Origin of the sequence: Halobacillus seohaensis (genome assembly GCF_042663045.1) — a bacterium.
Lineage (GTDB): Bacteria > Bacillota > Bacilli > Bacillales > Halobacillaceae > Halobacillus_A > Halobacillus_A seohaensis.
The window spans coordinates 83492-107457 of the sequence record NZ_JBHSZV010000025.1; the positions used below are offsets into that span (position 1 = coordinate 83492).

A 23966-nucleotide genomic window follows, 5' to 3' on the forward strand; every position below is an offset into this window, starting at 1 on the left:
ACGTGAGTTTTATTAAGATACAGAAACTCAATATCATCAACTTAAAAGCGACTCTCTATTTAAGTTGTGTTTCGATATGACCATCTATTAACAAAAGAAAAGTAGGAAGAGTTTACCGATCCAATTAGGATTAACTCTCTTTCATTAGTGTGGTAACACAATGATCAAATGCTAATTCCAGATATTGATTTAGTAATTCCTCAGATAAAGGAGCCCCTATCTTCGTACTAATAAATTGACGCCCTTGTATTACAAGCTCGTCCCTTTGAACATATCCTTGACTGCAATATTCAACAGTTAATATCTCTGGAACATCGTCAAAAAGAGATAGTTTTGGAACGACTAAATAATTATTATCAAGTATTAATAGTTCATATGATTTTGTACGAGCCCTTACCCTTGCTTCAATATCAGGATTCGCTTTCACTATGTCTGTCAAATGACTAAATAAATCCTTGAAATATAAATTTATTATAATTTCTGCGCTTTCTTTGGCTTGGGATTTTTCTTTTTCTTTAGTGATATTTTCTCGATTAAGGGCGTTTAACTCTTGTATGAAAGTTCGCTTATAACTCATATAATCCATCCTTCGCTAGGTGTTTTTTTAAAATTTATATGACATGAACATAGTTTCCACTTAATTTTTTTGGTAAACGTCCGATTCTCCTATATCCTTCGCTTCTACCTAGAGTAGAGTACGACACCATACATAAAAACTTACAATTAAGCAAGGATAATAGTCCCCAGTTTCTTTAAAATCCAATAACGTGGTATGCTAGAGACAAAGATAGGAGGTTGATTTATGTCAATTTCAACAGTTACGATAAAAGATAAGCAGGAATCTCGCCAGTTAGAAATTAAACGTATGGCTATTTATAAACAAAGTAAAATTGTCGAAGCCTCGGACGAACAGGGTAAAAATTACTATATTTTCTTCTATAATGAACAATATTTAAATTATGTATCATCTGAGAAGATTACCAAGCGGTCCCACGTCTCTGATTCGTTTCAAAAAGGTGTAACCATTACACCTCCCCACCCTATTATTGAAACGGTCCTATCCCATCAGCCTCATTTTAAAAAACAGAGTTTTAATGATCTTTTCAAGAAACTCCAACAGCAATACACACTTCAAGAAACAGCTTTAATCGCTAGCTACTTTGAATCTTTCATAAAAAAAGATAAACTACTTGCTTTAATCAAAACTCTTTTTTACAAGGAACGGCGTGATGGAAAATTATTATCCTGTTACCGGATTCTCCAGGTCCTCAAAGATTTTGCTCCCAATCACAATTTAGTTGATGCGTTCTCAGGTGACATACAATTCACCAAGTACGATGAACGTTACAAACATGGAGATGAGGCAATTCTTGCTAAAGATCCTATTTATGTAGAAAAAAAATTGTATTCATCTAAACATCATGATCACTCATTTCACAAGCTAGAAGCCATTTATAACAGGCAATCCCGACATCTCGATTTAATCGCCATTTATATACCTCGAGTGGTTCATACGCAAAATATCGATGATTACCGCACACTTCTTTCTTTAATTAGTGAACAGTTTGGCGATGTCAATACGTTGCCTATTCTAGAAGATTTGTATAAACGTGGCCTTGAACTAGAAACTCTCCACCATGATTTGCTAGATGCTTATATGGAATTCGGAAAACTTGAAGACGTTTTAACTTTGATCAGTGAAAAAGAGCTTGCGTTAGAGCCCTCCCAGTATCAAGAGTTAGTAACTATTGTGAAGCAGAAGGAAATTTCAGCTGATTCTATTCCTCCTGAAGAGTTACGAAAATTAATTTTAACTTTATGTGAGTCTAAAGATGACCAAGCTTCTGACATTTTACACCAAGCGGTAACGTCCTTACTTCAAGGTCACACTCTTTCGTACATACTAGAATGGGCTAAACCACTAAGAGGTATTCCTACTGCTGAACCAATTTTACAAAATGTCGATGAGATGAACGATATTTCTGAGGATCCTAACCAACAACGAAGACTTGGTGAACTCTATCACTTCTTTCAACACCATCACCAAGCCATTGAGTGTATGAGTTGGGATATGGAATTGAGCAAAGAAGATCCCCAACCTGTCCAATGGTTAGCAAAACTTTATCACGAGTTGGGCATGGAGGAAGAACACAAAGCTTATCAGCAGCTTTATATTGATATGGTGAAGCGAGCTTAAAACCATTAAAAAGTGCCAGAACACGGATGATTGTGTTTGGCACTTTTGCTTTATCTATGACGAATAACCGTTATAAATATAATATTGGCTTCGGTACCTTGATGGTATCTTTTTCAATCGAACAATTATCCTGCTTATCTTTTACAAGGGAAGTACAAGCTTCGGGAAAATCATAAGGGATAAACTGCTCATAGTTCTTCGGAAATATTTCCGCATCTCGATAGTCATTTACTGGGTGATCAATAGATCTTGAGCGGCTATTCCGTTCTGCTTTTAGGTGGCTAACAACAAGAGATCCAATATACCTCCCTAATTTCAATGCTTCATCATTATCTGAGGGAAAATGAACTCCGGCATACAAACGACTAATTGAATCGTCTTCTGCTATTTTTTTTAGTCTTTTGGATTCCCGAGGGAAAAAGTAACTCAGTACAACCTGTGCACATCCTGACATCGTGGCATGCCCTGATGGATAGGTGGGGAATCGCGGTGTACATAGAATTGTTTTCATTTCTTGATCATATTGGTCAGGTCTTGCTACATCCCATTTGTATTTTAAATCCCATACTATGATCATTGTGTCATTGATTGCACCCTGCACAGCTGCCAATATTCTTGCTGCCTCAGTGGGACCAATACTATAAGTATCAATGAGGCGATCAATAACCGGCGTCCACTGTTTTGTGGGGGCTCCTGTTCCATAATATACCGCAATTTCTTTTTGCTCTTCGGTAAGATACTTTAATGTTTTTTGAACCGTACGTAACTCCCTTTCAAAATCAATGCGATCAGGGTGTACGATTGGCAGACGCATTCTTCCTCCTTTAGGATCTAAAAATTCCCCGCTTCTGTCTCGCTTTAAAAAACTTAATGGCCATGATCCAGCCAGAGGAGTAACCGGGTCAGTAGGTGGGGTCCGTTCACCAGCATAAGGGATTTCTGACCAACGTAAATATGTGTTACTCAATTTCATCATCTCCAATCCTTCATCCTTTATTTTATGAAGAAGAATTAGAAATGAATGGACTCTTCAGGAATTTTTTATAATAGTATGTGAGTTCTCGGATAATTAATGTAGTTTAAATAATAGCTTTTTCGACTATTCAGATGTACAATAGTATTTATACAAAAACAGAAAATTCTAAATAAACTAATTAATTTCCTAGGGGGTTATTATGGATAACAGAAAATATTTAAAGAAAACCATACAATTAGCAGTGGAAAACGCTCGGAATGCTGATGGTCCATTTGGTGCGATTGTCGTTGATAAATTTGGTGATATTATCGGAACGGGACAAAACAAAGTCACCGCCTCAAATGATCCAACAGCTCACGCAGAAGTTCAGGCGATCAGGCAAGCTTGTGAAAATTTAGATACTTTCCAACTAACAGAGTGTACTTTATATACCAGTTGTGAACCTTGTCCTATGTGTCTAGGAGCTATTTATTGGGCTCGAGTGGAAAAAGTATTCTATGCTGCTGATCAAAAACTTGCAGCGGCCGGAGGATTCGACGATCAATTTATCTACGAAGAGATTAATAAAGACTATGATAAAAGAAAAATCCCTTTTTATTCGATCGATTTAAAAGAAAAAAATGCACCGTTTGAAGAGTGGCATAAGCAAGAACAAAAAGTGGAATATTAGAAAAGGAGTTCCAGTCTCTAGAGTAGACTGGAACTCTTTTATTTAAAATGCAAATTTCTCTGATAACATTGCAAAATTACATTTATTTCCTCAGAATTGTTCCCGATTACAAAATCACTTAGAGTGTTTATTCAGGCATTATAAACTTTACATAATAGTTCCTGGCCAACGTTTATCTTCTATCTATAGAATATAGAATTAACATTAATCGTTAGAATATTCTGACGATTAATGTTATAATATATAGATCTTATAACACAAATGCAGGTGAAGACAATGGGAGAGACTCTGTTGAAAGAAAAATTATGGACATTAAAATTTATTACATTAATCCTTTCTACATTTATGCTTTTCCTAGGCTTCCAAATGCTATTACCTACATTACCTGTCTACGTAAAAGATCATGGGGGCGATAGCACATCCGTTGGTCTAGTTATTGGTATGTTTACGATTACTGCTTTAATAATACGCCCATTTGCTGGCTCAGCAGCTGATCGGATGGGGAGAAAACCCATATTATTAATCGGCTTACTGATTACAGTCATTTCCATTTTCAGTTACATAATAGTAACAACAGTTCTTCTTCTTTTATTGCTAAGGCTTGTTCATGGATTAGGGTGGGGAATGTCAACTACTATATATGGAACGATTGCTTCAGATATTGTCCCCTCTGATCGCCGGGGTGAAGGAATGGGTTACTTTGGTTTATCGATTAGTATAGCAATGATGGTTGGGCCATTACTAGGAATTTGGATAATGAATGTATTTGGTTTTTTTATATTATTTCTTCTATCAGCTCTTTTCTCAATAGGTTCATTACTCCTCTCAAATTTTAAAATATACGATTCCAAAGGTAACAATCCAAGGCCAGCAAATACAAGACCTTTCTTGGAAACCCTTTTTGATGTAAAGGCTCTATTCCCTTCACTCCTTATGTTAATCATCGCCATTACCTACGGTGGTATTGTCAGCTTCATCACACTTTTTGCGGAAGAAAAACAATTAGATAATGTAGGGTGGTTTTTCTTTGCTAATGCTTTATGTCTTATTATAATCAGACCCATTGCAGGGAAAATATTTGATCGTAAAGGGCATTTTCTTGTTTTATTTCCTGGGGGAATTCTTGGAATCACCGCTCTTTTCTACATATCCTATACCAATTCACCCATCGACTTAATTGTTTCTGCAATCTTATATGGGTTTAGTTTTGGATTAATTCAGCCATCTCTGCAGGCGTGGACGATCAACCGATCTTCCCCAGAAAAACGAGGAGCAGCAAATGGCACATTTTTCTCAGCATTTGACTTAGGGATTGGGATAGGCGCGATATTACTCGGGGCGTATGCTAACTTTACCAGTTATTCTTCTATGTACAAACTTTCCGCTTTTATCTTCGTTATTTATTTGCTCGTGTATGGGGTATATATATGGGTATCGAAAAATAAAAAAACCTCTAATAAATCAGTTAAAAGGACCATTTCCTCTTAAAGGGAAATGGTCCTTTTGGTTAATTTTTATCATTGTAAACTAAATCTTTAGCTTTTGCTTCTGCTCGTCGGCGATGTAAGATAGGTTCCGTATAACCGCTTGGCTGTTCTGCCCCTTTGAAAACGAGTTCACACGCAGCTTGAAAAGCTATCGAATTTTCATAGTCTACCGACATTGGACGATATTCTGTGTCACCAGCATTCTGTTTATCTACTATTTTTGCCATGTTCTTCATTGCATCTAGCACCTGCTCCTTTGTTACAATTCCATGATGAATCCAATTTGCCAAATGCTGACTAGAAATACGAAGAGTCGCACGATCTTCCATTAAGCCAATATTATTAATATCTGGAACTTTAGAACAACCAATTCCAAAGTCTATCCAACGTACTACATAACCTAAGATTCCTTGGGCGTTGTTTTCGATTTCATTTTGTATGTCGCTAGGACTCCATTCAGAATTATTAGCTAATGGGATTTCTAATATATTAGCACGAAAATCTTGAGGTTGTTGAACTAATTTATTTTGCACAGAATGTACATCTATATGGTGATAGTGAAGGACATGCAGCGTGGCTGCAGTAGGAGAAGGAACCCAGGCTGTATTTGCTCCTGCTTCCAATTGACTTCCCTTTTGCTCCATCATCGCGTTCATCAGTTCAGGCATAGCCCACATTCCTTTGCCGATTTGAGCATGACCTTGAAGACCTGTTTCAAGTCCGATAGTTACATTTGATGTTTCATAGGATCGAAGCCAATTAGAGCCTTTCATATCTTTTTTCCGAATCATTGGACCCGCTTCCATTGATGTATGAATTTCATCACCCGTTCGATCTAAGAAACCTGTATTAATAAAAGCAATTCTTTCTTTTACTTCATGAATACAGTTTTTTAAATTCAACGTAGTTCGACGTTCTTCATCCATTACTCCAATTTTTATTGTATATCGTGCTAAACCAAGCATGTCTTCGATTCGATTGAAAAGTGTATTAGCAAAGGCCACCTCTTCTGAACCATGCATTTTCGGTTTTACAATGTAAATTGATCCTTTTGTGGAATTTTTTTGTTGTGAATTTTTTATTACGTCATGTTTGGCAATAAGGCTCGTTATAACTCCATCCATAATGCCCTCTGGAATCTCTTGATTATCTTTGTCTAAAATAGCATCTGTTGTCATTAGATGACCAACATTACGCATGAACATAAGTGAACGACCACGCAAGGTGATGTCTTCCCCTGAAGAGGAACTATAGACGCGGTCTTCATTCAAAGTACGGGTTACTGTTGTACCATTCTTCTCAAAAGACGTAGACAATTCACCTTTCATTAAACCTAACAAATTGCCATAAAGTAACACTTTATCCTCAGCATCAACGGCAGCTACTGAGTCTTCGCAGTCCATAATGGTGGTTGTAGCAGACTCCATTAAAAGGTCTTTAACCCCTGCGTCATCTGTTTGACCAATTGGATGATTTCGGTCGATTTGGATTTCTACATGTAATCCGTTATTTTGTAATAGGATAGCGGAAGGCTCTTCAGGAAATCCTTGATACCCTTCAAATTTTGTAGGCTCTAGAAGACCAACTACTGTTCCGTTGTTTAGGGTTACTGATAATCCCTTGTTTATGATGGTATATTTTATAGCTTCTTTATGGGAGTAATTTTCCAATGGTGCCACTTGATCAAGAAAATCTTTTGCATAGGCAATTACTTTTTCTCCCCGAAGAGGATTATAAGATCCTCCAGGTTCGGCACCACCTTCATTATTAATCACATCTGTACCATAAAGAGAATCATAAAGACTTCCCCAGCGTGCATTGGCTGCATTAAGAGCATAACGAGCATTATCTGCCGGAACAACTAATTGCGGACCAGACTGAGTAACCACTTCATCATCAACATTTTGGGTAGATACGTTAAAATCTTTTACTTCCGGTTCTAGATAACCGATACCTTGCAAGAATGCTTGATAAGATGCAGAATCCTCGACCTTTTGATTCTCCTTGTGCCACGTATCCACTTTCTTTTGGATATCTTCCCTTTTAGCTAGCAAAGACTGATTTTCTGGGGATAGATCGGTTATTAATGACTCAAAATCCCTCCAGAAACAGTCACTACTTACCCCACTTTCTGGAAGGGCTTTCAAATTAATGAACTCATAAAGGTTAGATGCGATTTGAAGGTTGCCTATGTTTACATAGTCTTTCATCTGCTACTCCTCCTTAAAAAATACTCTTTTTTCATTGCACTCTTAAAAATAAAATCTCGATGATTTTCCCACCAATATATACTCCCGCCACTCCGAGAACCCCGGCTAAAACCGGAGGAGCAGGTAAAGGCAGTTTAATTAATTTAAACACTACTCCTATCACTATTCCCGCTAGCATCGCCATGAGAGCTTCTTTCACCATCCCAATGCCTCCCTTACCAAACCTTTTCTAATTAAAACTACACTTCCACCTTTTCGATCACTTTTTTCAAATTGGTTTCGTAAGGTGCTGAAATGACGCCTTTTTCAGTTATTATTCCGCTAATTAAATGATTTGGTGTTATATCAAATGAAGGATAAAGTGCGTTTGTACCTTCTGGAGCAATGGGCATTCCTTTAAATTGAGTCACTTCACTAGGATTGCGCATCTCAACTTCAATAGATTTTCCGCTTGGTGTATTAAAGTCTATTGTGTGACTTGATGTTGCTGTGTAAAAAGGAATTTGATGTTCTTTAGCTGCTAAAGCATGCATATAGGTTCCTACCTTATTAGCCAAGTCGCCATTCGCAGACACTCTATCTGAACCGACAACAATTTTATCGATTTTTCCCTCACTCATACAAAAACCTGACATATTGTCTGTAATTAATGTATGAGGAATACCAAATTTCTTCAGTTCTAGGGCAGTAATTCTTGCTCCTTGTAAGTAAGGTCGTGTTTCACAAGTGTATACATGAATATTTTTCCCTTGTTCATGTGCTGTTCTAATTACGGAGAGAGCTCTCCCTCCATAACCGGCACCACCATAAGCACCAGAGTGGCAATGGGTCATAATTGTATCACCATCTTCGATTAATGCAGCACCATGCTCTCCTAATTTATACTCAAATTCTAATTGGCGTTTAAGAATAATAACAGCTTTCTTTTCTACCTCCGAAATAAGGTCTTCACCGCTTCCCTTGGCTACTGACACCATTTCATCAACAGTTTTCATCAAGTTTACTGCTGTAGGGCGTGTACTTTTCAACAAGTCTCCCGCTTCTTTGACAGCTTGGGCATTACCATTTGACTTTAAAGCTGTTAGGAAAATCCCGTAAGCTCCACAAATACCAATCGCTCCAGACCCACGGATCATCATAGAACGAATTGCTTCCCCTAACTGTTCCACCTCAGTAAAAGTATGAATTTCTTCATCAAACGGCAGTTTCCTTTGATCCAACACTTTTAGTGAATCATTTTCAAACCATATGGGAAGAGCAAGTTCTTTATCTTTAAAATTGTTTACAAGTTCTTCAATTAGTCTCATAAAAAACCTCTCCCTGTTCACTGTTTTTAATTTTAATAGTCTGCTCAATCGTCAGGCTAAGTTAAATTTGATAACATATGATTAATTAGTTACAGCATTTTTTTCACCCACGCGCAGTTGTGAAAGAATATAGGCCTGTTTTGCTGTCGCTTCAGCAAGGTCTACAACATTATAGGCGGCTTCTAATGTAGGCCCGACAGAGCACACACCATGGTTCTTCATTAAAGTAATTTTAATATCAGGATACTTCACATATACGTCCGTTACATGCTGAGCTAAATCTGTAGATCCAGAAGGGGCTACATCAGCAATAGGCACATGTCCTAGTAGTTTCTGAGCTGTAACAGTAGGAAGGGGAAGTTCCACTCCTAAGCATGCATATCCGATGGAATAATTAGGATGACAGTGAACAACTGCATTAACGTCAGGACGAACTTTAAGAATTCCTAGATGAAAACCAATTTCCTTCGAAGGTTTTCCTAGACCTTCGATAACTTCCCCGTCCATATTTACAACCAGTGCATCTTCACGGCTTACTTCTCCTAGGCTAATTCCACTTCTTTTAATTAATACATGGTCAGTTCCTGGGATCCGCACACTAATATTTCCGCCCGTAGCCTGTGTATACCCCTTTTGATAAACTTTATGGGAAACATATTGTAATTCTTTTTTTAATAAATCTAAACTCATAATTAAACCCTCCTATTTGTAAAAATCCTGATAAAACTTATCGAAATATGGTTCTAACTCCTCAGCCATCTTAAGTGCCTGACGAGAATTTTCCATTATATCTTTAGAGCGTTGCTGTACACGCTCAATTATCTTTTGTTCATCAAATGCAAGGATTCTCTTATTTCGAAGTACCCACTTGCCTTTTATCATCACCGAGTCTACCGATTGACCATTTTCATGAAAGACAAGTTGTGAGATAAGATCATTGGCCTCTGCCAACTTGGTTGTATTTCTGTTTAAAAGGACAAGATCCGCATCATAACCTCTTGAAATCTTCCCGCGATAGTTGTCATATGCCATCATATTTGCACCAGAAACTGTTGCCATTTCAAGAACATCTAGTGCCTGTAGCCAATCGCGATACTCCAAGTTACTCACACGCGACACCATTGCAGCTAACCTCATCGTTTCAAAATGATTATGGGTTGTCCCACAGTTTGTTGCATCTGTTCCTATACCTACACGCATACTATTCTTAACATAGGTTGAAATAGGGGCTATTCCGCTCCCTAAAATCATATTGCTTGCGGGGTTATGAATGATAGAAACCTGCTTATCTCTTAATTTTTCAATTTCTGAATCATTTAACCAAACGGCGTGGGCGACAGATAGTTTATCGTTAAGTAAATCTTGATCATTCAGTCGTCCAATCAATCCATTAAAATATTTATCGCGTCCTACTTCTTCTTGAATCTTTGTCTCTAAAAGATGGGTATGAACTTTCAAATCAAATTCAACGCTTAACTCTTTACATAAACTGAGAGTATCATTGCTACACCTCTGGGGAGCGTTTGGGCCAAGCATCATATGAATTTTTCCGTTTTTTTTATGCCACTTTTTAATAATATTTTTATAAAACGCTCTTATTTCATTTATAGACTTAGGTTCTTTTGTCTCGCGCTTTTCTAGGATATAATCAGGTAATGGAATATCTAGAAATTGTTCGTCAGAGATGTCTTGCATCATAGGGGCCAATGATACTTGCATTCCTGATTCCTCATAGGCTTTTAAAGCAGCATCAATTCTGTCTATATGCGGAAAATGATCAATGCATCCTGTTACACCGCTCCGAATCATTTCCGCAGCCCCTAATAATACAGCGAGATAAATGTCTTCATCCGTTAATGAATGACCATAGGCGACAGTGTACAATGACCAGATTTCCAATGGAAGATTATTCTCCGTTCCTTTCAAGAGGTTGGAATAGGAATGATAATGAGCATTTGTCATTCCAGGCATTACGATGTCCCAATTTGCATCAATCACTTCCGTAGCATCTACATTTGGACAAGCTTGTCCTTTTTCGTGTGGAAAAATGTTAGATATTTTTCCATCTTTTATAAAAATGCTACCTTTTACGATTCCCTTATCAACTTCCATGGTAATGATTTCTGCATTTTTAATTAAAGTTGACATAGTAGCACTCTCTACACATTTGCTTCACTAGTTTCTGATTTCTCCAGTTTCTCTTTACGTGCAGATAGCGCTCTTTCATAAGCTTCATGGGCGATAGATGGTTTATCATCTGAAATACGTTCGATAGTTTTCAAAAATAAGTCTTTAATTTTTTGTTGATTATCAATCACTACATTTTTATGTGTATCTAGATCAGGCGGAACATCGGTTGTACCTGCTGCTAAATCTGTTGAAATAGTCACTACTGCATAAGCAATTCCTAGTTCTCTTGCAAGGATTGCTTCAGTAGCATTCGTCATCCCTACAACATCCATGCCCCACTGTTTATAAATGTTAATTTCTAATGCAGTCTCATAGCGAGGACCATCGACACAAATATAATTAGCTTTTGGAGTAACCTCATAACCTAGTTCGTCTGCAGCGTTCAAGAAGCTCTGGTTAAGATCAGGACAATATGGCTGGGTAATTTCTACAGAGTATTTTCCGTATGTGGTCACACGTTTCGTTGTGACATCCATAAATTGATCCAACAACGCGAATGCCCCTACTGGAATATCTGGGTTTAGTGACCCTACAGCACACATAGCTATTACGTGGTTTACCCCTAGCTCTTTTAATGCCATCATATTTGCACGGTAATTGATTTCATGGGCGAGAGAATCATGCGACTGTCCATGCCTAGGTAGGAAAAAAATCTCCTTCCCTGAATGCTTTCCTTCATAAACAATTACTTCACCATATTCCGTGGATACTGTAGTTTCCTTCATTCCATCTACTAAATTATAAAAACCTGTTCCGCCAACAATTCCTATTTTCATTAGTCTTTTCCTCCTTGTTTTTTGAAATTAATTATATTTTTGGTTTAAGAGTTTAAGAGTTTAATAGTGAAGGATAAAAGTAAGATTTTCCTGATCGTTCTTTCAACTCGTCCCAGTGTTTTAAAATTTGGGTAGCCTCCGTAGCGACTGCGATAGATTGTTCCACACCTTCTCCTTTATAGGCAAACTCATCTTTTACACGATTTGCAACAGCAGTGAAAATTGCTCCAGCTCTTAAGTTAAATAAACTACTAAGGGTGAAGACAGTAGCTGCCTCCATTTCAAAATTTAAAACTCCTGCTTTTTGCATATCATTCATAATAGTATCCATAAAACTTTGATTGTAATTGTTGTAACCAGGGCGTCCCTGACCACAGAAGAAGGAAGCAGATGTGTAGCCAATTCCCACATGATACTTAACACCTAAACGCTCGGCAGCCTCAATCAATGACATAACTACTTCCTGGTTGGCAATAGCCGGATATTTGGCATCTACGTACTGATCACTTGTCCCATCATAACGAACCGCCCCTGCGCAAATAATTAAATCACCTGGTTCAATATGTTCTTGCATTGCCCCACAAGTTCCTACGCGTATAAAGGTTTCAGCTCCAATTTCAGCTAATTCCTCAAGGGCACTGGCTGTAGATGGACCTCCAGCCCCTGTAGAACACGCAGAGATATCTACACCACCGACTTTTCCAGTGTATGTTACGTGTTCTCTGTAAGTAGCAATATGTTTCTTTTCATCCCACTGTTCCGCCATTTGTCCTACTCTTTCGGGGTCTCCTGGTAAAAGTACATACTTTGCTACATCTCCAGGACGACAACGGATATGATATTGCGACTGATCCTCTAATTCTGGTCGATTTGCTTTTGATTTCCATTTAAGATCTTGAGCCAATTTTAATGCCCTCCTCGTTTTTTTCTTTCATCAATTTTAAAACGGAATGAATAGTTAAATAGGTTTTGTTTTCTTCTACATAAGACAGGCCATTTGCTAATGATGTGATTTGTGGGGGTTGAAGTCCTGCTTCTGCCATTATTCCTCTATCTGCAAAAACCGTGTCTGCTTGATCATCCGCAATTTTTTCACTTTGATGCATAACCACTGTGCGGCAATTTAATTCCCCTATTAAATGCATGTCATGAGTAATTAATATGACAATATGGCCATGTCTTTGGAACATGCGAACGAGTTCTAGTACGCGTATACACCCCTTATGGTCCTGTCCTGTAGTAGGTTCATCTAATACAATAACTTGTGGTGAAATTGCCATAATAGAGGCCATAGCCACTTCTTTACGCTGGCTTGAGTTTAGATCAAAGGGATTCTCGTCCAAAATGTCCTGAAGCTGGAATAATTCTATCGCTTTCCTTACCCGCTCTTCTGTTTCCTCTTCAGACATCTTTAAGTTTTTACACCCATATGCGAGTTCCTGGCTAACCTTAGGTAAGAAGGTCTGGTGATTCGGATTTTGGAAAACATATCCAACAAGACTAGATAATTTTGCTATCCTTTCTTTTCTTGTGTTTAAATCTCCTACTATAACCTCACCCTTAGTTGGCATTAATAACCCGTTAAAATGTTTAACTAGAGTAGTTTTGCCTGAGCCATTACTTCCTAAAATCGCAACTACTTCATTCTCAAAGATGTCTAAATCAATATCTTTAATAGCTGTAACTCCATTGGGATAAACATGAGACACATTTCTTACCGAGATATATGGCTCCATTTTATTGGCACCTTCCTTTTAAATAATCAGACACCCTTGTAAGCGCTTTCTAAGATTTTTATTGATTCTTCTAATTTTGTTGATAATTTTAGCTCTTGATCAAATTCTCGATTATATTGGTAAAGAAACTCAGTTACCTGCGGAGCATGAAGCGTTAGTTCATGTAACTTTTCAATTTCCGTGAATACCTCGCTCGATGTCCCAAGCATTTGAATTTCTCCTTCACTTAGAACTAGGACCCTATCACAGTATTCAGCAATTCTTTCTACTTCATGATCAATAATAATCCCTGTCATGCCATAATCCTTAAGGTTTCTCAACACACTATATACTTCATTTTTCCCTTTTGGATCAAGCATGGAAGTAGGTTCATCCATGATCAGTATCGTAGGACGCATAGCTAGTACAGCAGCGATGGCCAAACGTTGTTGTTGTCCTCCTGATAAAGCTAATGGGCTGCGTTTTTCAAAACCGGATAGTCCTACCTGTTGGAGGGCATCTTTTATTCGAGGTTCCATCTCTTTTCTTGGAACTCCTAAATTCCCCATTCCGAATGCTACTTCCTCTTCAATCGTCATCTGACTTAATTGATTTTCTGGTTCTTGAAATACAAAACCTACGTGTTCAGACATTTTTGCCACATTACCTTGATGGACATCCATTCCTTTAACGTATACCTTCCCTTCCAATTCACCACTAATGACTTGGGGGACTAGTCCGTTAATACACATGGCTAGAGTTGATTTCCCTACACCAGTTGGTCCTATAATTCCCAAAATTTCTCCATGATCTACTGAAAAATTAATGTTCTTCAATACTTTTTCATCTGTATCAGGGTATTGAAAAGATAAACCTGAAACTTCAATTGCCTTTTTACTATCTGGCATCGGCTAAACCTCCCACATACAGCTGAATTCGTTTAAATACAAACTTAACGATCATAAAGCCAAATACCACCCATGTTCCGAATAGAGAGTAGGTGAGTAAAGCATCTGTTGTTAAATTGAGTGATCCGCTCATATAAAGCCTTAAGTAAATCTCAAAGGCTAAAAACAATGTAATTCCGAAGAGAAATGCATAGTCTCTTGAACCAATTTTCGTATCACGCAAACTCGTTTTATTGCCTTCTCTACTAAATGCTCTACATTCAAGTACATAAGATAGTTGGTGAACTTTCATAAAGGTAATGATAAAAAGAGGAGCAAAAATGGGAACTAAATTTTTAACTCTTTGAATTAAATTCCCCTTCACATCTAAACACCTAGCTTGCTGTGCCTCCATAACAATTTTCGCCTCTCGAGCGATGATTGGTATAATTTGAAAGGTGGACAACAAAATAAAGGCAAAGGAATGCGGAACTTTCCATTTCACTAACGCGGCGGCCATATCTGACGGGTGAGTTGACATGACAAACAGTACGGCTGCTGTACCAATAACAAGTATTCTAAAAGACATCACGCTAGCATAAACCATAGATTCATATTTAAAAGTAAGTCCTCCAATCTCAAAGACTGGTGTGACTCCAATCGGATTATAAATTCCATGAACTGTCATAATGAGTACAGCAAATAGGAGAAGAAACTGAATAGAAATTAAGTAAGGCTTCACCAATTTCGAGATGACTACTAACGGAAATAATGCCACTAGAAATAACAATTGCAGTGCTGGATCATTCAATATAAATGAACTAAGAACAACAAAAGCAACAAATATCATTTTTGTTCGAGGATCCAAACTATGAATAAAGCTGTCTTTTGGCATGTATAAACTGTTCACGCACTTTTCCTCCCTTTTCAACCCTCAAATGGGCTTTTTGATTTTAGGATGGGTCTTTTTGTTCCGCTACTTGACTTGTAGATTCCCTCTCTATTAAAGAAGGCTGGAAAGTAATTGTTTCCTTGAAGTTTTTACCCTTTCCAGAAGTTTGAATAGCCAATTCCACTGTCTTTTCAGCCATTTCTGTAATAGGAGTCCTAATTGTAGTAAGCGGTGGAAATACAATTTCAGCAAACTGTGAATCATCAAAACCAATAACCGAAAGTTCTTCAGGAATTAGTATATTAAGTTCTCTTGCTGCCTTATAAACACCAACTGCAATAGCATCATTTGCAGCAAAAATGGCAGTGGGCCTATCGGACAAGGACAACAATTCTTTTCCTTTGTTGTATCCGCTCGGAATCTTAAATTCATCTAGTCTGATATGATTTTCGTAAGACTCTAATCCACTGTCCTTTAACGCTGATTCATATCCCTTCAGCCGTTCCATAGTTGAGTAGCTGTTGTGTTGGCCTCCAATAAAACCAATTTTTTTGTGGCCTAATTCCAAAAGATGATTTGTAGCCTGGTACGAACCTTCAAAGTTATCTACTAATACCTCATCAAGTTGAACATCGGTGACTTTACTACCTAAAATAATAAAAGGAAAATCTGATCTAGTTTTTATAATCTCTTTGATGTTTCTATCATTCATTTCAGGAGTAGAAAAAATAATCCCGTCTACTCCTTTTCTAAGCAAGAAGTTAATATAATCTGCTTCTTTATCTAAATCATTATCTGTATTGCAAAGAATGACATTAAATCCGAATTGGTTTGCTTGATCTTCAATTGCTCGGGTTAATTCCCCATAAAAAATGTTTCTTATATCCGGGATGATTAACCCGAGGGTTGATGTCTGTTTCTTTATCATCGCAGTAGCAACCATATTTTTCTGAAACTTCAGATCTTCTACTGCTTGCGTTACTTTTTCTTTTGTTCCCGTGCTTGTGTATCCGCTATTATTTAAAACCCTAGAAACAGTTGAAATAGATACATTGGCTACTTTCGCTACATCCTTGATCGTGACCATCTTTCTCACTTCCAATCCTTTTGTGGAAACGTTTTCCTACAAGGATAAAAATATATTTACTATAAGAAAATATCCTTGGGATGAAAACGTTCTCTGAGTTGTTTTTATTATACTGTTAATCACGGTTAAATTGCAACAATTTTCTGATAATTAACGTTTAACTTTAATTCAACATGAGCACTTAGTGGAAACGTTTCCCTAAGTCAAAAAGTGTGAAACACATTCTCATAGAATTAGACAGGTGTACTATTTTTCATTTTAATGACTGAATTTTTAAGAGATCCTATTCCTTCAATTCTACACTCAATTTCGTCACTATCTTTTAGAAACTCTGCACCAATAGGACTTCCAGTTAGAATGACATCCCCTGGCATCAGTGTCATTACATTACTTAGATAAGAAATCATCTTTTTAATGGAAACGATCATTAAATCCGTTTTGCTATCTTGTTTTTTTGTACCATTATGAATGGCTACGATACTAGCTGTTGATGGGTCAAAGTCAGTTTCAATAACAGGGCCAAGTGGGGTGAAAGTATTAAAAGATTTACCAATTGTCCAATGGCCATCTTCATGAAAATATTGTGGGGCCGTTACATCGTTCCCAACCGTATAACCAAATATATAATCATTTACATTTTCTTCTTTTATTTTAGCTGCCTCTTTTCCAATAACTACAGCAATTTCAGATTCGAATTTTACTTCTTCGATAGAATCTGGAATCTTTATTTCAGATTCTGGACCTGTAACAGAAGAAAGAGATTTAAAGAAAAATACAGGCATTTCAGGCGTATTCTCCGGAAGGTCTTTCTTATCCGCCACAAAATTTGCTCCAATTCCAATAATTTGATTCGGTTTGATAGGTGATAATAGCTGAACTTGATCTTCAAGATAGGTCTCGCCTGTATATTTCCAAGTATTAAAAATATCTCCGCTAATTTCATTTATGCCTACTGATGTAAGTAACCCTTGCCTTATGCCACAAACATCCTTCATTTCAAACCTTACAAACTTCATAATTCTACCTCCTGTTTTCACTTTTATAATTATGGAAATAGCCAAAGGGCTCAGTAAACTCTGGCCATTTCCATAAGGGATAATAAATGTTTATGATTGATTTCTATAACTTTCTTTTATAAAATAATGGTAAGTACCTAACGCATCAAAACAACAAGTCTCCGAAAATTTGTTGTTTTGATGTTTTTTTATGCTGAAATTTTCTTATCTTTATCTTTAGTAACGCCAATCTTGTTTCTGATCTCCTTTGCGTTTGGCAAGAATCGCACGGGAAAAGTTTTTAAAATCATCCACACAATCCAAAAAGTTAGAACCTTATCTGCCACCGTGCCTGGGATATTTGCAATAAAGGCAGCATTAAAAATTTCTGTGCCCGATGCAATTAATCCAGCCGTTAATATATCAACAGTATGTCCAGAAAAACCACCGAAAACGTAAACGGAAATGACTGTTGATAAAACTGAAGCCAACAAACCTACAATCGTACCACTTACAATAACTTTCCAAGTCTTCTGGAACCAACCTTTCTTAAAGAAGAAGTAAGCTAAAAAAGCAACGAATATTCCCACAGCAGCGAATGGAAGATATGTCCACCGAACAATCAGCGCAAGGATTACATTCGTCATTAAAGCAGTAACAGCTCCCCAAAGGGGTCCAAGTACTATAGCATTTAATACAGTTCCTATATTATTTAAGAATAATGGTAGCTTTAACATTTCAACAATAGAGTTTGCTACCCAGTTTAAAGCAATCCCAGCAGGAATCATCGCAACGATAAAACTTGAGTTCTTTTTCATCATCTTTAGATTTCCCTCCTTAATGGTTGACTAGATTGATAGTCTTGTCCAATAACCTCCCCTCTTTCACCTTTTTAAAAATTTCCATTACCGTCTTCAACCACCTAACAAATGTAAAAACGTTTCCACAAACAACAAAAATTTTAGTGGTAGTCTGTTAAAACGATTTCTTATTTGTTTATTATACATGAAACCATTTTAATTTCAACAATATTTAGAAAATTAAAACTATTACGATTCAAAAGTCCTTCTTTCTCTAACTTATCAATAAAGTTTTGATATCTAAAGACCCATAATAGAGGAACAAAAATCCTTAAAGTGACAATGAGTCCGTCTTTCTTAAAATAGGACAAGTACTTTATGAATAGTATCGTATATAAGATGACTTTAAATAAGGAGAGAAACTATGCGAATACATGTAGTTCAGCAAGGAGACTCGATATGGCGAATAGCACAGATTTATGGTTCGAGTATTAACCAAATCATTTTAGTTAATCAACTGGATAACCCTAACAGATTAGTGATAGGTCAAGCGCTTGTTATCCCTGAAACTAGTCGTGAGTATGTCGTCCAGCCAGGGGATAGTTTATGGTCGATTGCTCAATCCTACGGTGTTTCCATTAATGAGTTGGTGGAAATTAACAACATCGCCAATCCCTCACTAATATATATAGGTAAATTGCTCGAATTACCCTACTTTCCACATATCATTCAGTCCGGTGAAACGCTATGGAGCATTGCCCAGAGTTATGGAATAACTGTCAGTGAAATCGTCCGAGCGAACAATATTTCGGACCCTTCCCTTCTTTATTCAGGAGATACTTTACGAATTCCAGCTCCTCTTCAACCTGTTACAGAAGTTAATGCCTATATTAGCCAAGTAGGTGAGCAAGGCAGACAGGAAGTATTAGCTTTAGGAGGAGATTTAACTTATCTCTCCCCGTTTACTTATTCAATGCGAGCAGATGGAAGTATTACAGAATTAGAGGAACTCCCAGTTTTAGAAGCTGCAGATGCGAATAACATTGCTCCGCTTCTAGTTCTGACTAACTTTTCCCAGGGGGAATTCAGTTCAGACCTAGCAGCCACTATTTTACGAAGTACTGAACTAAAAGAGTCACTGATTACAAACCTGCTGCAAACAGTTAATAGGAAAGGATATGCGGGTATAAATATTGACCTTGAGTATGTGTATCCTGAAGATCGTGAAAACTATAACGATTTTCTTCGGCGAATTGTCGACCGTTTCCATCCTGAAGGTTTGATCGTTTCAACAGCTCTTGCACCTAAGGACAGTGGCGATCAATCAGGACTTCTTTACGAAGCTCATGATTATCAAGCCCATGGTGAAATTGTCGACTTTGTAGTTCTGATGACATATGAATGGGGATATGCCGGAGGAGAACCATGGGCAATTGCGCCGATCAATGAAGTCCGTGAAGTTCTTGATTATGCTGTGACTGTTATTCCTCGCGACAAAATTATTATGGGGATCCCCCTATACGCCAGAGAATGGGAGGTCCCCTGGATAGAAGGAACAACAGCTCGTACCTTCAGCCCGAAAGACGCGGTCCAGCTAGCTGCGGAGCACGGGGTTGATATACAATATGATGAGCAATATCAGTCACCATTTTTCACCTATATAGACGATAACGGACAGCGGCATGAAGTATGGTTTGAGGATGCGCGTAGCGTTCAAGTTAAATTTGACACGATTAAAAATTACGGTCTTAGAGGAGCTGGTTATTGGGCGCTCGGTATTCCTTTCCCACAAAATTGGGCGATCCTCCAAAATAACTTTCGAATAAGGAAATTATAATATAAATAATCTCTTGTCATTGGCAATTTATTATTAGGTCCTTTAGTAACTAAAAATTGGTGCAAATCTGAAATTCCACAAGTGAAATTTGCGGCGCAAGCCTTCAAATATAATTTCCACATTCTTATAAAACGCTCATCAAAACTTTTCCGAACTACGTCAAGGTTCCCTTCAAAATTATGCGCCCAATGCTGCAACGTTAGATTATAATGACGGCGCAAAAAGTATCATCTGGATTTTTGAAGTAAGCACAAGAATAACTCATCGTTTCATCAAGCCACAATCTATAAAAGTTATTACCTAGATCATAGTGGTGAGAAACATTACCCTTTGATTCCTTCTTATTCGTTGACTTGAACTTTGCTAACGCTTTTAATGCTTTCGGTTGATTCAACATACTCTCTTTTTGATTAAACATGCTCTCAATCACTTATTCAAGATCACCTTCAAGTTCAATGTCTTTATCCATATAACCTTCAGCAAACGTAAGCATAGGGTCTTCTGATAGTTTTTTCGTATTTAATGATCGATTAAAGATAATATTGAATTCAGGGTTCCCTCGTTATACTGAGTGGTTGTACCATCCCAAAAGGTCACTGAATGGTTTAGTAGACAAGTTTTCTAACACTTTTTTATAGATGGATTTTTTTACAGGGATAGCCAAAATTCTTTCCTTCTCTTCTAAGTAAAGTAATATTTTTTCTCCAACATTGCTTATCCTTAATAAAGTAGTAGTATGGAGTCTTGGTTTATATACTCGTTGGATAGAAAAGGGTTATTCAGCCATTAAATAGACATACCTCCATCATATCCTCTTTTTAATCCTATGTGTTTAATATGTATTATGGTATCAGTTTAAGAAATTCGATTCAATTTGCCTTGTTTTTTGGCATTATGAAACTGTTCCGCAGATATAAAAAATCACTCTTTTGGAAAACCTATACATATGACTAAAAATGGAGGGATTTTTATGAAGTGGAAATTAATGCACTTGATATTACTTATGAGCAGTTTCATGATTCTCACAGCTTGTGCCAACCAGAACAATCAGCAGGAAGCTCTGGATCTAGAACCAATGGATACAACACCTACAGAAATAGATTACACTGAAAATGAAGAGAACAACCTTAACTTTACAAGTTTTGACTTAGAGGTTGATTATGTGGACCGTTTATCTTATGAAGTGGAATATGATTTGAACAGAAACCTTGCATCGATTGAGGATTTAGATAATCAGAAGTTTACAGATAGTGAAGCTTTCAATCAATTATCAACGAATTTTCATAAGTTCTCTTTTGATGAGAATACACCGGAAGATGAAGTAATTGACGAGGTAATTCAAACGTTTGAACTTAATCCAACTTACAAGGAATTTGAGTTAGATATTGAATTTATTGATGGAACGACAAAAGAATATGAAGATTAATAGCCAACCCTCTGAATCTCTTCAGAGGGTTTTTTAAATAGGTATGATTGTACGTCTTAAAAAGGTCGAAGGATAATGAGTTGCGTTATGGTTGAATTAGTAAGAAAGTATGGCGGAAAATCTGAAATTAACTTTCCATTGGTACGGCTAAATATACCGACAGCAATAAGACCCCTTATGATACAATTGACCAATAAAGAATTGGACAGGTAGTTGAGAGGATGGATGACTCATGTCTTGGTATCAGCAGTCAATTAAATCAGAAAACAAACAAAAAGTTTTGCAACTCATTATAAACCACGCTCCCTTATCCCGTGCATCTATCGCTAAAGAACTCGGTTTAACCAAAGGGACAGTATCTTCGCTAGTGAGCGAGTTAATCAATGAAAATATTATTTATGAATATGGGCCAGGATCTTCAAGTGGCGGAAGAAGACCTGTTATGCTTTTGTTTAACGAAAAAGCAGGATACTCTATTGGCATCAATCTAGGCGTTAATTATATTTTAGGGATATTAACGAATTTAAAAGGAGAAATTGTATCCGAACAAAAACAAAGCATTTCAATGCATGACTTTGAACACATGCTTCCTATTATTACGAAGACGATACATAGTTTGATAGAAGACGCTCCATCTTCTCCCTATGAAGTCATCGGAATTGGTGTTGGTGTTCCAGGCATTATTAATCATCAAGGTACGATTCTATTCGCGCCAAATTTGAAATGGGAAAATATTAACCTTAAAGAAGAGTTAGAAAAAACATTTAAAGTTCCCGTATCGATTGACAATGAGGCAAATGCAGGTGCCTATGGAGAAAAGAGAAATAGAGATTCCACCTCAGACCCTAATAATATTGTCTATGTCAGTGCTGGTATTGGCATAGGCGTTGGACTGATTATAGATGGTAAGATCTATCGAGGCGAAGAGGGTTACTCAGGTGAATTAGGACATATGATGATAGATATAAACGGTCGTAATTGTTCCTGTGGTAGTCAGGGATGCTGGGAAATGTATGCTTCTGAAAAAGCTTTACAACTTGAAGCACAAACGGTTTTAAGTTCACCAGAAGATCTAAGTTTGGATTACCTCATCAAAAAAGCACAAACAAACTCTGAGATCTCCTCGGTTTTCGAGAAAGTTGGTTACTATCTCGGAATAGGGATAAGCAACATATTGAATACCTTTAATCCAAAGAAGGTCGTAATTGGGAATCGTCTTGCGATGGCGGAAGATCTTCTAAATCAATCAGTTTTAGATGCCATAAACCGTCACACCTTGAACTTTCATAAGGATAAGGCAGAAGTAACATTTTCTTCCATGACCCCTTATTCTACCTCTTTAGGAGCTTCACACTTTATGATTGAACGTTTTATAACAACTGGTTTTTAAATCTATTAAAGCCCAGTTGTTTAGTTCATGTTAAAATAAGGTAACAAAGTTTGTGAAATAATGCACTTAAACTAACCCAGCAGGATTGTTTAAGAATCGATTCCTAGATGATTGTTTGGAGAATCATGCTGTTCTCAGTTTTTGCTAAAGTATGAGATATCTGTTACATCTATTGAGCCACTTAGATAAGTTGTTAATAAATGGGTATGATGGTCTATTTAAATAAAGCCCGCCTATTAAGGGCCTTGTTGACATAAAGCCACCGTGGTAATAATTTCAGTCCATAAACAGCAGCTAGGAGCTTCCTTGCGTCCTTGTAAAGACCGGTTCCAAATTACATTACAGGTCAATTTGATTTCCTAATTGGCGGGTTTCAATGGCAATAATTACACAGCCCCACGATTTTCACTATGAGTATTCTGCTCACGTGAAGATGTTTCCGTTCTCCTCACGAAAGCAAGAAGGTCCGGGAAATCGCAAGACTCCTGTGGGATGAACATGATCGGTGAGATCCCGCAAGGCGTAGCCTGAGGAAGCTCACCACATGCCCACGGAAAGCGAGTGATTTCCCGGACCTTCTAACGCCATCCTTCGTAACGGAAACCACCAGAATATCTGAAGTTGAGTCTTTCATAACCTGGGGCTATAGCTGCACTGTTGCTATCGCTTGTACTAGCGGGTAGTTGGAAGGAAGGCTCATTCCGAAATCATGGTGGTTCATTACCGGTATAGGGATAGGGGTGGAAATGAACGCCCCCCCGGCATAGGAGAATGTGTCTTACCTATGCTATAGAATAGAGCATCACCCCCCCACACGATTCTCACGTATGAAGCTTCTGCTCACGTGAAGATGTTTTCCGTTCTCCTTACGAAAGCAAGAAGGTCCGGGAAATTGCGAGTCTCCTGTGGGATGAACATGTTCGGTGAGATCCCGCAAGGCGTAGCCTGAGGAAGCTCACCACATGCCCACGGAAAGCGAGTGATTTCCCGGACCTTCTAACGCCATCCTTTGTAACGGAAACCACTGGAATTTCTGAAGATGAGTCTTCCACAATCTGGGGCTTTAGTTGAACAAGAAGATACATAAAAACAAGGCTAAGAGGTGAAATTTCTCTAAGCCTTGT

General features: G+C 37.5%; 21 protein-coding genes and 1 pseudogene. 6 read left to right on the forward strand and 16 right to left on the reverse strand.

Annotation, left to right across the window (positions count from 1 at the left end):
* Positions 1–130: 130 nt before the first annotated feature.
* Positions 131–577: a hypothetical protein gene (locus tag ACFQIC_RS09940; RefSeq protein WP_204708107.1), complete on the reverse strand. Its 447-nt coding sequence runs from the start codon at positions 575–577 to the stop codon at positions 131–133.
* A gap of 225 nt (positions 578–802) precedes the next feature.
* On the opposite strand from ACFQIC_RS09940, the gene ACFQIC_RS09945 reads away from it, so the two are divergent.
* Positions 803–2197: a hypothetical protein gene (locus tag ACFQIC_RS09945; protein ID WP_204708108.1), complete on the forward strand. Its 1395-nt coding sequence runs from the start codon at positions 803–805 to the stop codon at positions 2195–2197.
* A gap of 70 nt (positions 2198–2267) precedes the next feature.
* On the opposite strand, the gene ACFQIC_RS09950 is transcribed toward ACFQIC_RS09945, so the two are convergent.
* Positions 2268–3164, reverse strand: coding sequence for a vanadium-dependent haloperoxidase (locus ACFQIC_RS09950; protein WP_204708109.1), 897 nt, complete (start codon positions 3162–3164; stop codon positions 2268–2270).
* A gap of 208 nt (positions 3165–3372) precedes the next feature.
* On the opposite strand from ACFQIC_RS09950, the gene ACFQIC_RS09955 reads away from it, so the two are divergent.
* Both ACFQIC_RS09955 and ACFQIC_RS09960 read left to right on the forward strand, forming a co-directional pair.
* Complete coding sequence (locus tag ACFQIC_RS09955; RefSeq protein WP_204708110.1) at positions 3373–3843, forward strand: nucleoside deaminase; 471 nt, start codon at positions 3373–3375, stop codon at positions 3841–3843.
* 291 nt (positions 3844–4134) lie between these two features.
* On the forward strand, positions 4135–5331 hold the full coding sequence (locus ACFQIC_RS09960; protein ID WP_390217068.1) for an MFS transporter: 1197 nt from the start codon (positions 4135–4137) through the stop codon (positions 5329–5331).
* Positions 5332–5350: 19 nt separating this feature from the next.
* On the opposite strand, the gene ACFQIC_RS09965 is transcribed toward ACFQIC_RS09960, so the two are convergent.
* The 13 genes from ACFQIC_RS09965 to ACFQIC_RS10025 all read right to left on the reverse strand — a co-directional run bounded on the left by ACFQIC_RS09965 (position 5351) and on the right by ACFQIC_RS10025 (position 18210).
* The gene (locus tag ACFQIC_RS09965; RefSeq protein ID WP_204708112.1) at positions 5351–7540 is read right to left on the reverse strand and encodes a malate synthase G; all 2190 of its coding nucleotides are present in this window, start codon (positions 7538–7540) and stop codon (positions 5351–5353) included.
* 31 nt (positions 7541–7571) lie between these two features.
* Positions 7572–7739: a XapX domain-containing protein gene (locus ACFQIC_RS09970; protein ID WP_204708247.1), complete on the reverse strand. Its 168-nt coding sequence runs from the start codon at positions 7737–7739 to the stop codon at positions 7572–7574.
* Positions 7740–7779: 40 nt separating this feature from the next.
* Complete coding sequence (gene mtnA, locus ACFQIC_RS09975) at positions 7780–8847, reverse strand: S-methyl-5-thioribose-1-phosphate isomerase (protein WP_204708113.1); 1068 nt, start codon at positions 8845–8847, stop codon at positions 7780–7782.
* An 81-nt stretch (positions 8848–8928) separates the two neighbouring features.
* Complete coding sequence (locus tag ACFQIC_RS09980; protein ID WP_204708114.1) at positions 8929–9537, reverse strand: class II aldolase/adducin family protein; 609 nt, start codon at positions 9535–9537, stop codon at positions 8929–8931.
* Between the two features lie 12 nt (positions 9538–9549).
* Positions 9550–10995 carry an amidohydrolase family protein gene (locus tag ACFQIC_RS09985; RefSeq protein WP_204708115.1) on the reverse strand — a complete coding sequence of 482 codons (1446 nt, stop codon included), beginning with the start codon at positions 10993–10995 and terminating at the stop codon, positions 9550–9552.
* Between the two features lie 11 nt (positions 10996–11006).
* A complete protein-coding gene (locus ACFQIC_RS09990; protein WP_204708116.1) occupies positions 11007–11813 on the reverse strand; it encodes an MTAP family purine nucleoside phosphorylase in 807 nt (268 codons plus the stop codon).
* A 52-nt stretch (positions 11814–11865) separates the two neighbouring features.
* Positions 11866–12717, reverse strand: coding sequence for a nucleoside phosphorylase (locus ACFQIC_RS09995; protein WP_204708117.1), 852 nt, complete (start codon positions 12715–12717; stop codon positions 11866–11868).
* Positions 12701–13549: an energy-coupling factor ABC transporter ATP-binding protein gene (locus ACFQIC_RS10000; protein WP_204708118.1), complete on the reverse strand. Its 849-nt coding sequence runs from the start codon at positions 13547–13549 to the stop codon at positions 12701–12703. The genes ACFQIC_RS09995 and ACFQIC_RS10000 overlap by 17 nt, the downstream gene beginning before the upstream one ends.
* 26 nt (positions 13550–13575) lie before the next feature.
* Positions 13576–14436, reverse strand: a complete 861-nt coding sequence (locus ACFQIC_RS10005) for an energy-coupling factor ABC transporter ATP-binding protein (RefSeq protein ID WP_204708119.1) — start codon at positions 14434–14436, stop codon at positions 13576–13578.
* Complete coding sequence (locus ACFQIC_RS10010) at positions 14426–15325, reverse strand: energy-coupling factor transporter transmembrane component T family protein (protein ID WP_204708120.1); 900 nt, start codon at positions 15323–15325, stop codon at positions 14426–14428. Before ACFQIC_RS10010 ends, ACFQIC_RS10005 begins: the two co-directional genes overlap by 11 nt.
* A gap of 43 nt (positions 15326–15368) precedes the next feature.
* Positions 15369–16394, reverse strand: coding sequence for a LacI family DNA-binding transcriptional regulator (locus tag ACFQIC_RS10015; RefSeq protein WP_204708121.1), 1026 nt, complete (start codon positions 16392–16394; stop codon positions 15369–15371).
* Positions 16395–16627: 233 nt separating this feature from the next.
* Positions 16628–17410, reverse strand: a complete 783-nt coding sequence (locus tag ACFQIC_RS10020) for a fumarylacetoacetate hydrolase family protein (RefSeq protein WP_204708122.1) — start codon at positions 17408–17410, stop codon at positions 16628–16630.
* A gap of 188 nt (positions 17411–17598) precedes the next feature.
* Positions 17599–18210, reverse strand: coding sequence for a hypothetical protein (locus ACFQIC_RS10025; protein ID WP_204708123.1), 612 nt, complete (start codon positions 18208–18210; stop codon positions 17599–17601).
* Positions 18211–18613: 403 nt separating this feature from the next.
* Here ACFQIC_RS10025 and ACFQIC_RS10030 point away from each other — a divergent pair, with 403 nt between their 5' ends.
* Entirely contained in the window at positions 18614–20026 is a 1413-nt protein-coding gene (locus tag ACFQIC_RS10030; RefSeq protein ID WP_204708124.1) for a glycoside hydrolase family 18 protein, read from the forward strand.
* Here the strand turns inward: ACFQIC_RS10030 and ACFQIC_RS10035 are convergent.
* Positions 20023–20684: pseudogene (locus ACFQIC_RS10035) on the reverse strand (class I SAM-dependent methyltransferase); the annotation flags it as partial. The gene ACFQIC_RS10030 and the pseudogene ACFQIC_RS10035 sit on opposite strands and share 4 nt — an antisense overlap.
* Before the next feature lie 312 nt (positions 20685–20996).
* Here ACFQIC_RS10035 and ACFQIC_RS10040 point away from each other — a divergent pair.
* Together ACFQIC_RS10040 and ACFQIC_RS10045 are read left to right on the forward strand one after the other, a co-directional pair.
* Positions 20997–21452, forward strand: a complete 456-nt coding sequence (locus tag ACFQIC_RS10040; RefSeq protein WP_204708125.1) for a YusW family protein — start codon at positions 20997–20999, stop codon at positions 21450–21452.
* A gap of 232 nt (positions 21453–21684) precedes the next feature.
* Positions 21685–22842: an ROK family transcriptional regulator gene (locus tag ACFQIC_RS10045; RefSeq protein WP_204708126.1), complete on the forward strand. Its 1158-nt coding sequence runs from the start codon at positions 21685–21687 to the stop codon at positions 22840–22842.
* Positions 22843–23966: the final 1124 nt, after the last annotated feature.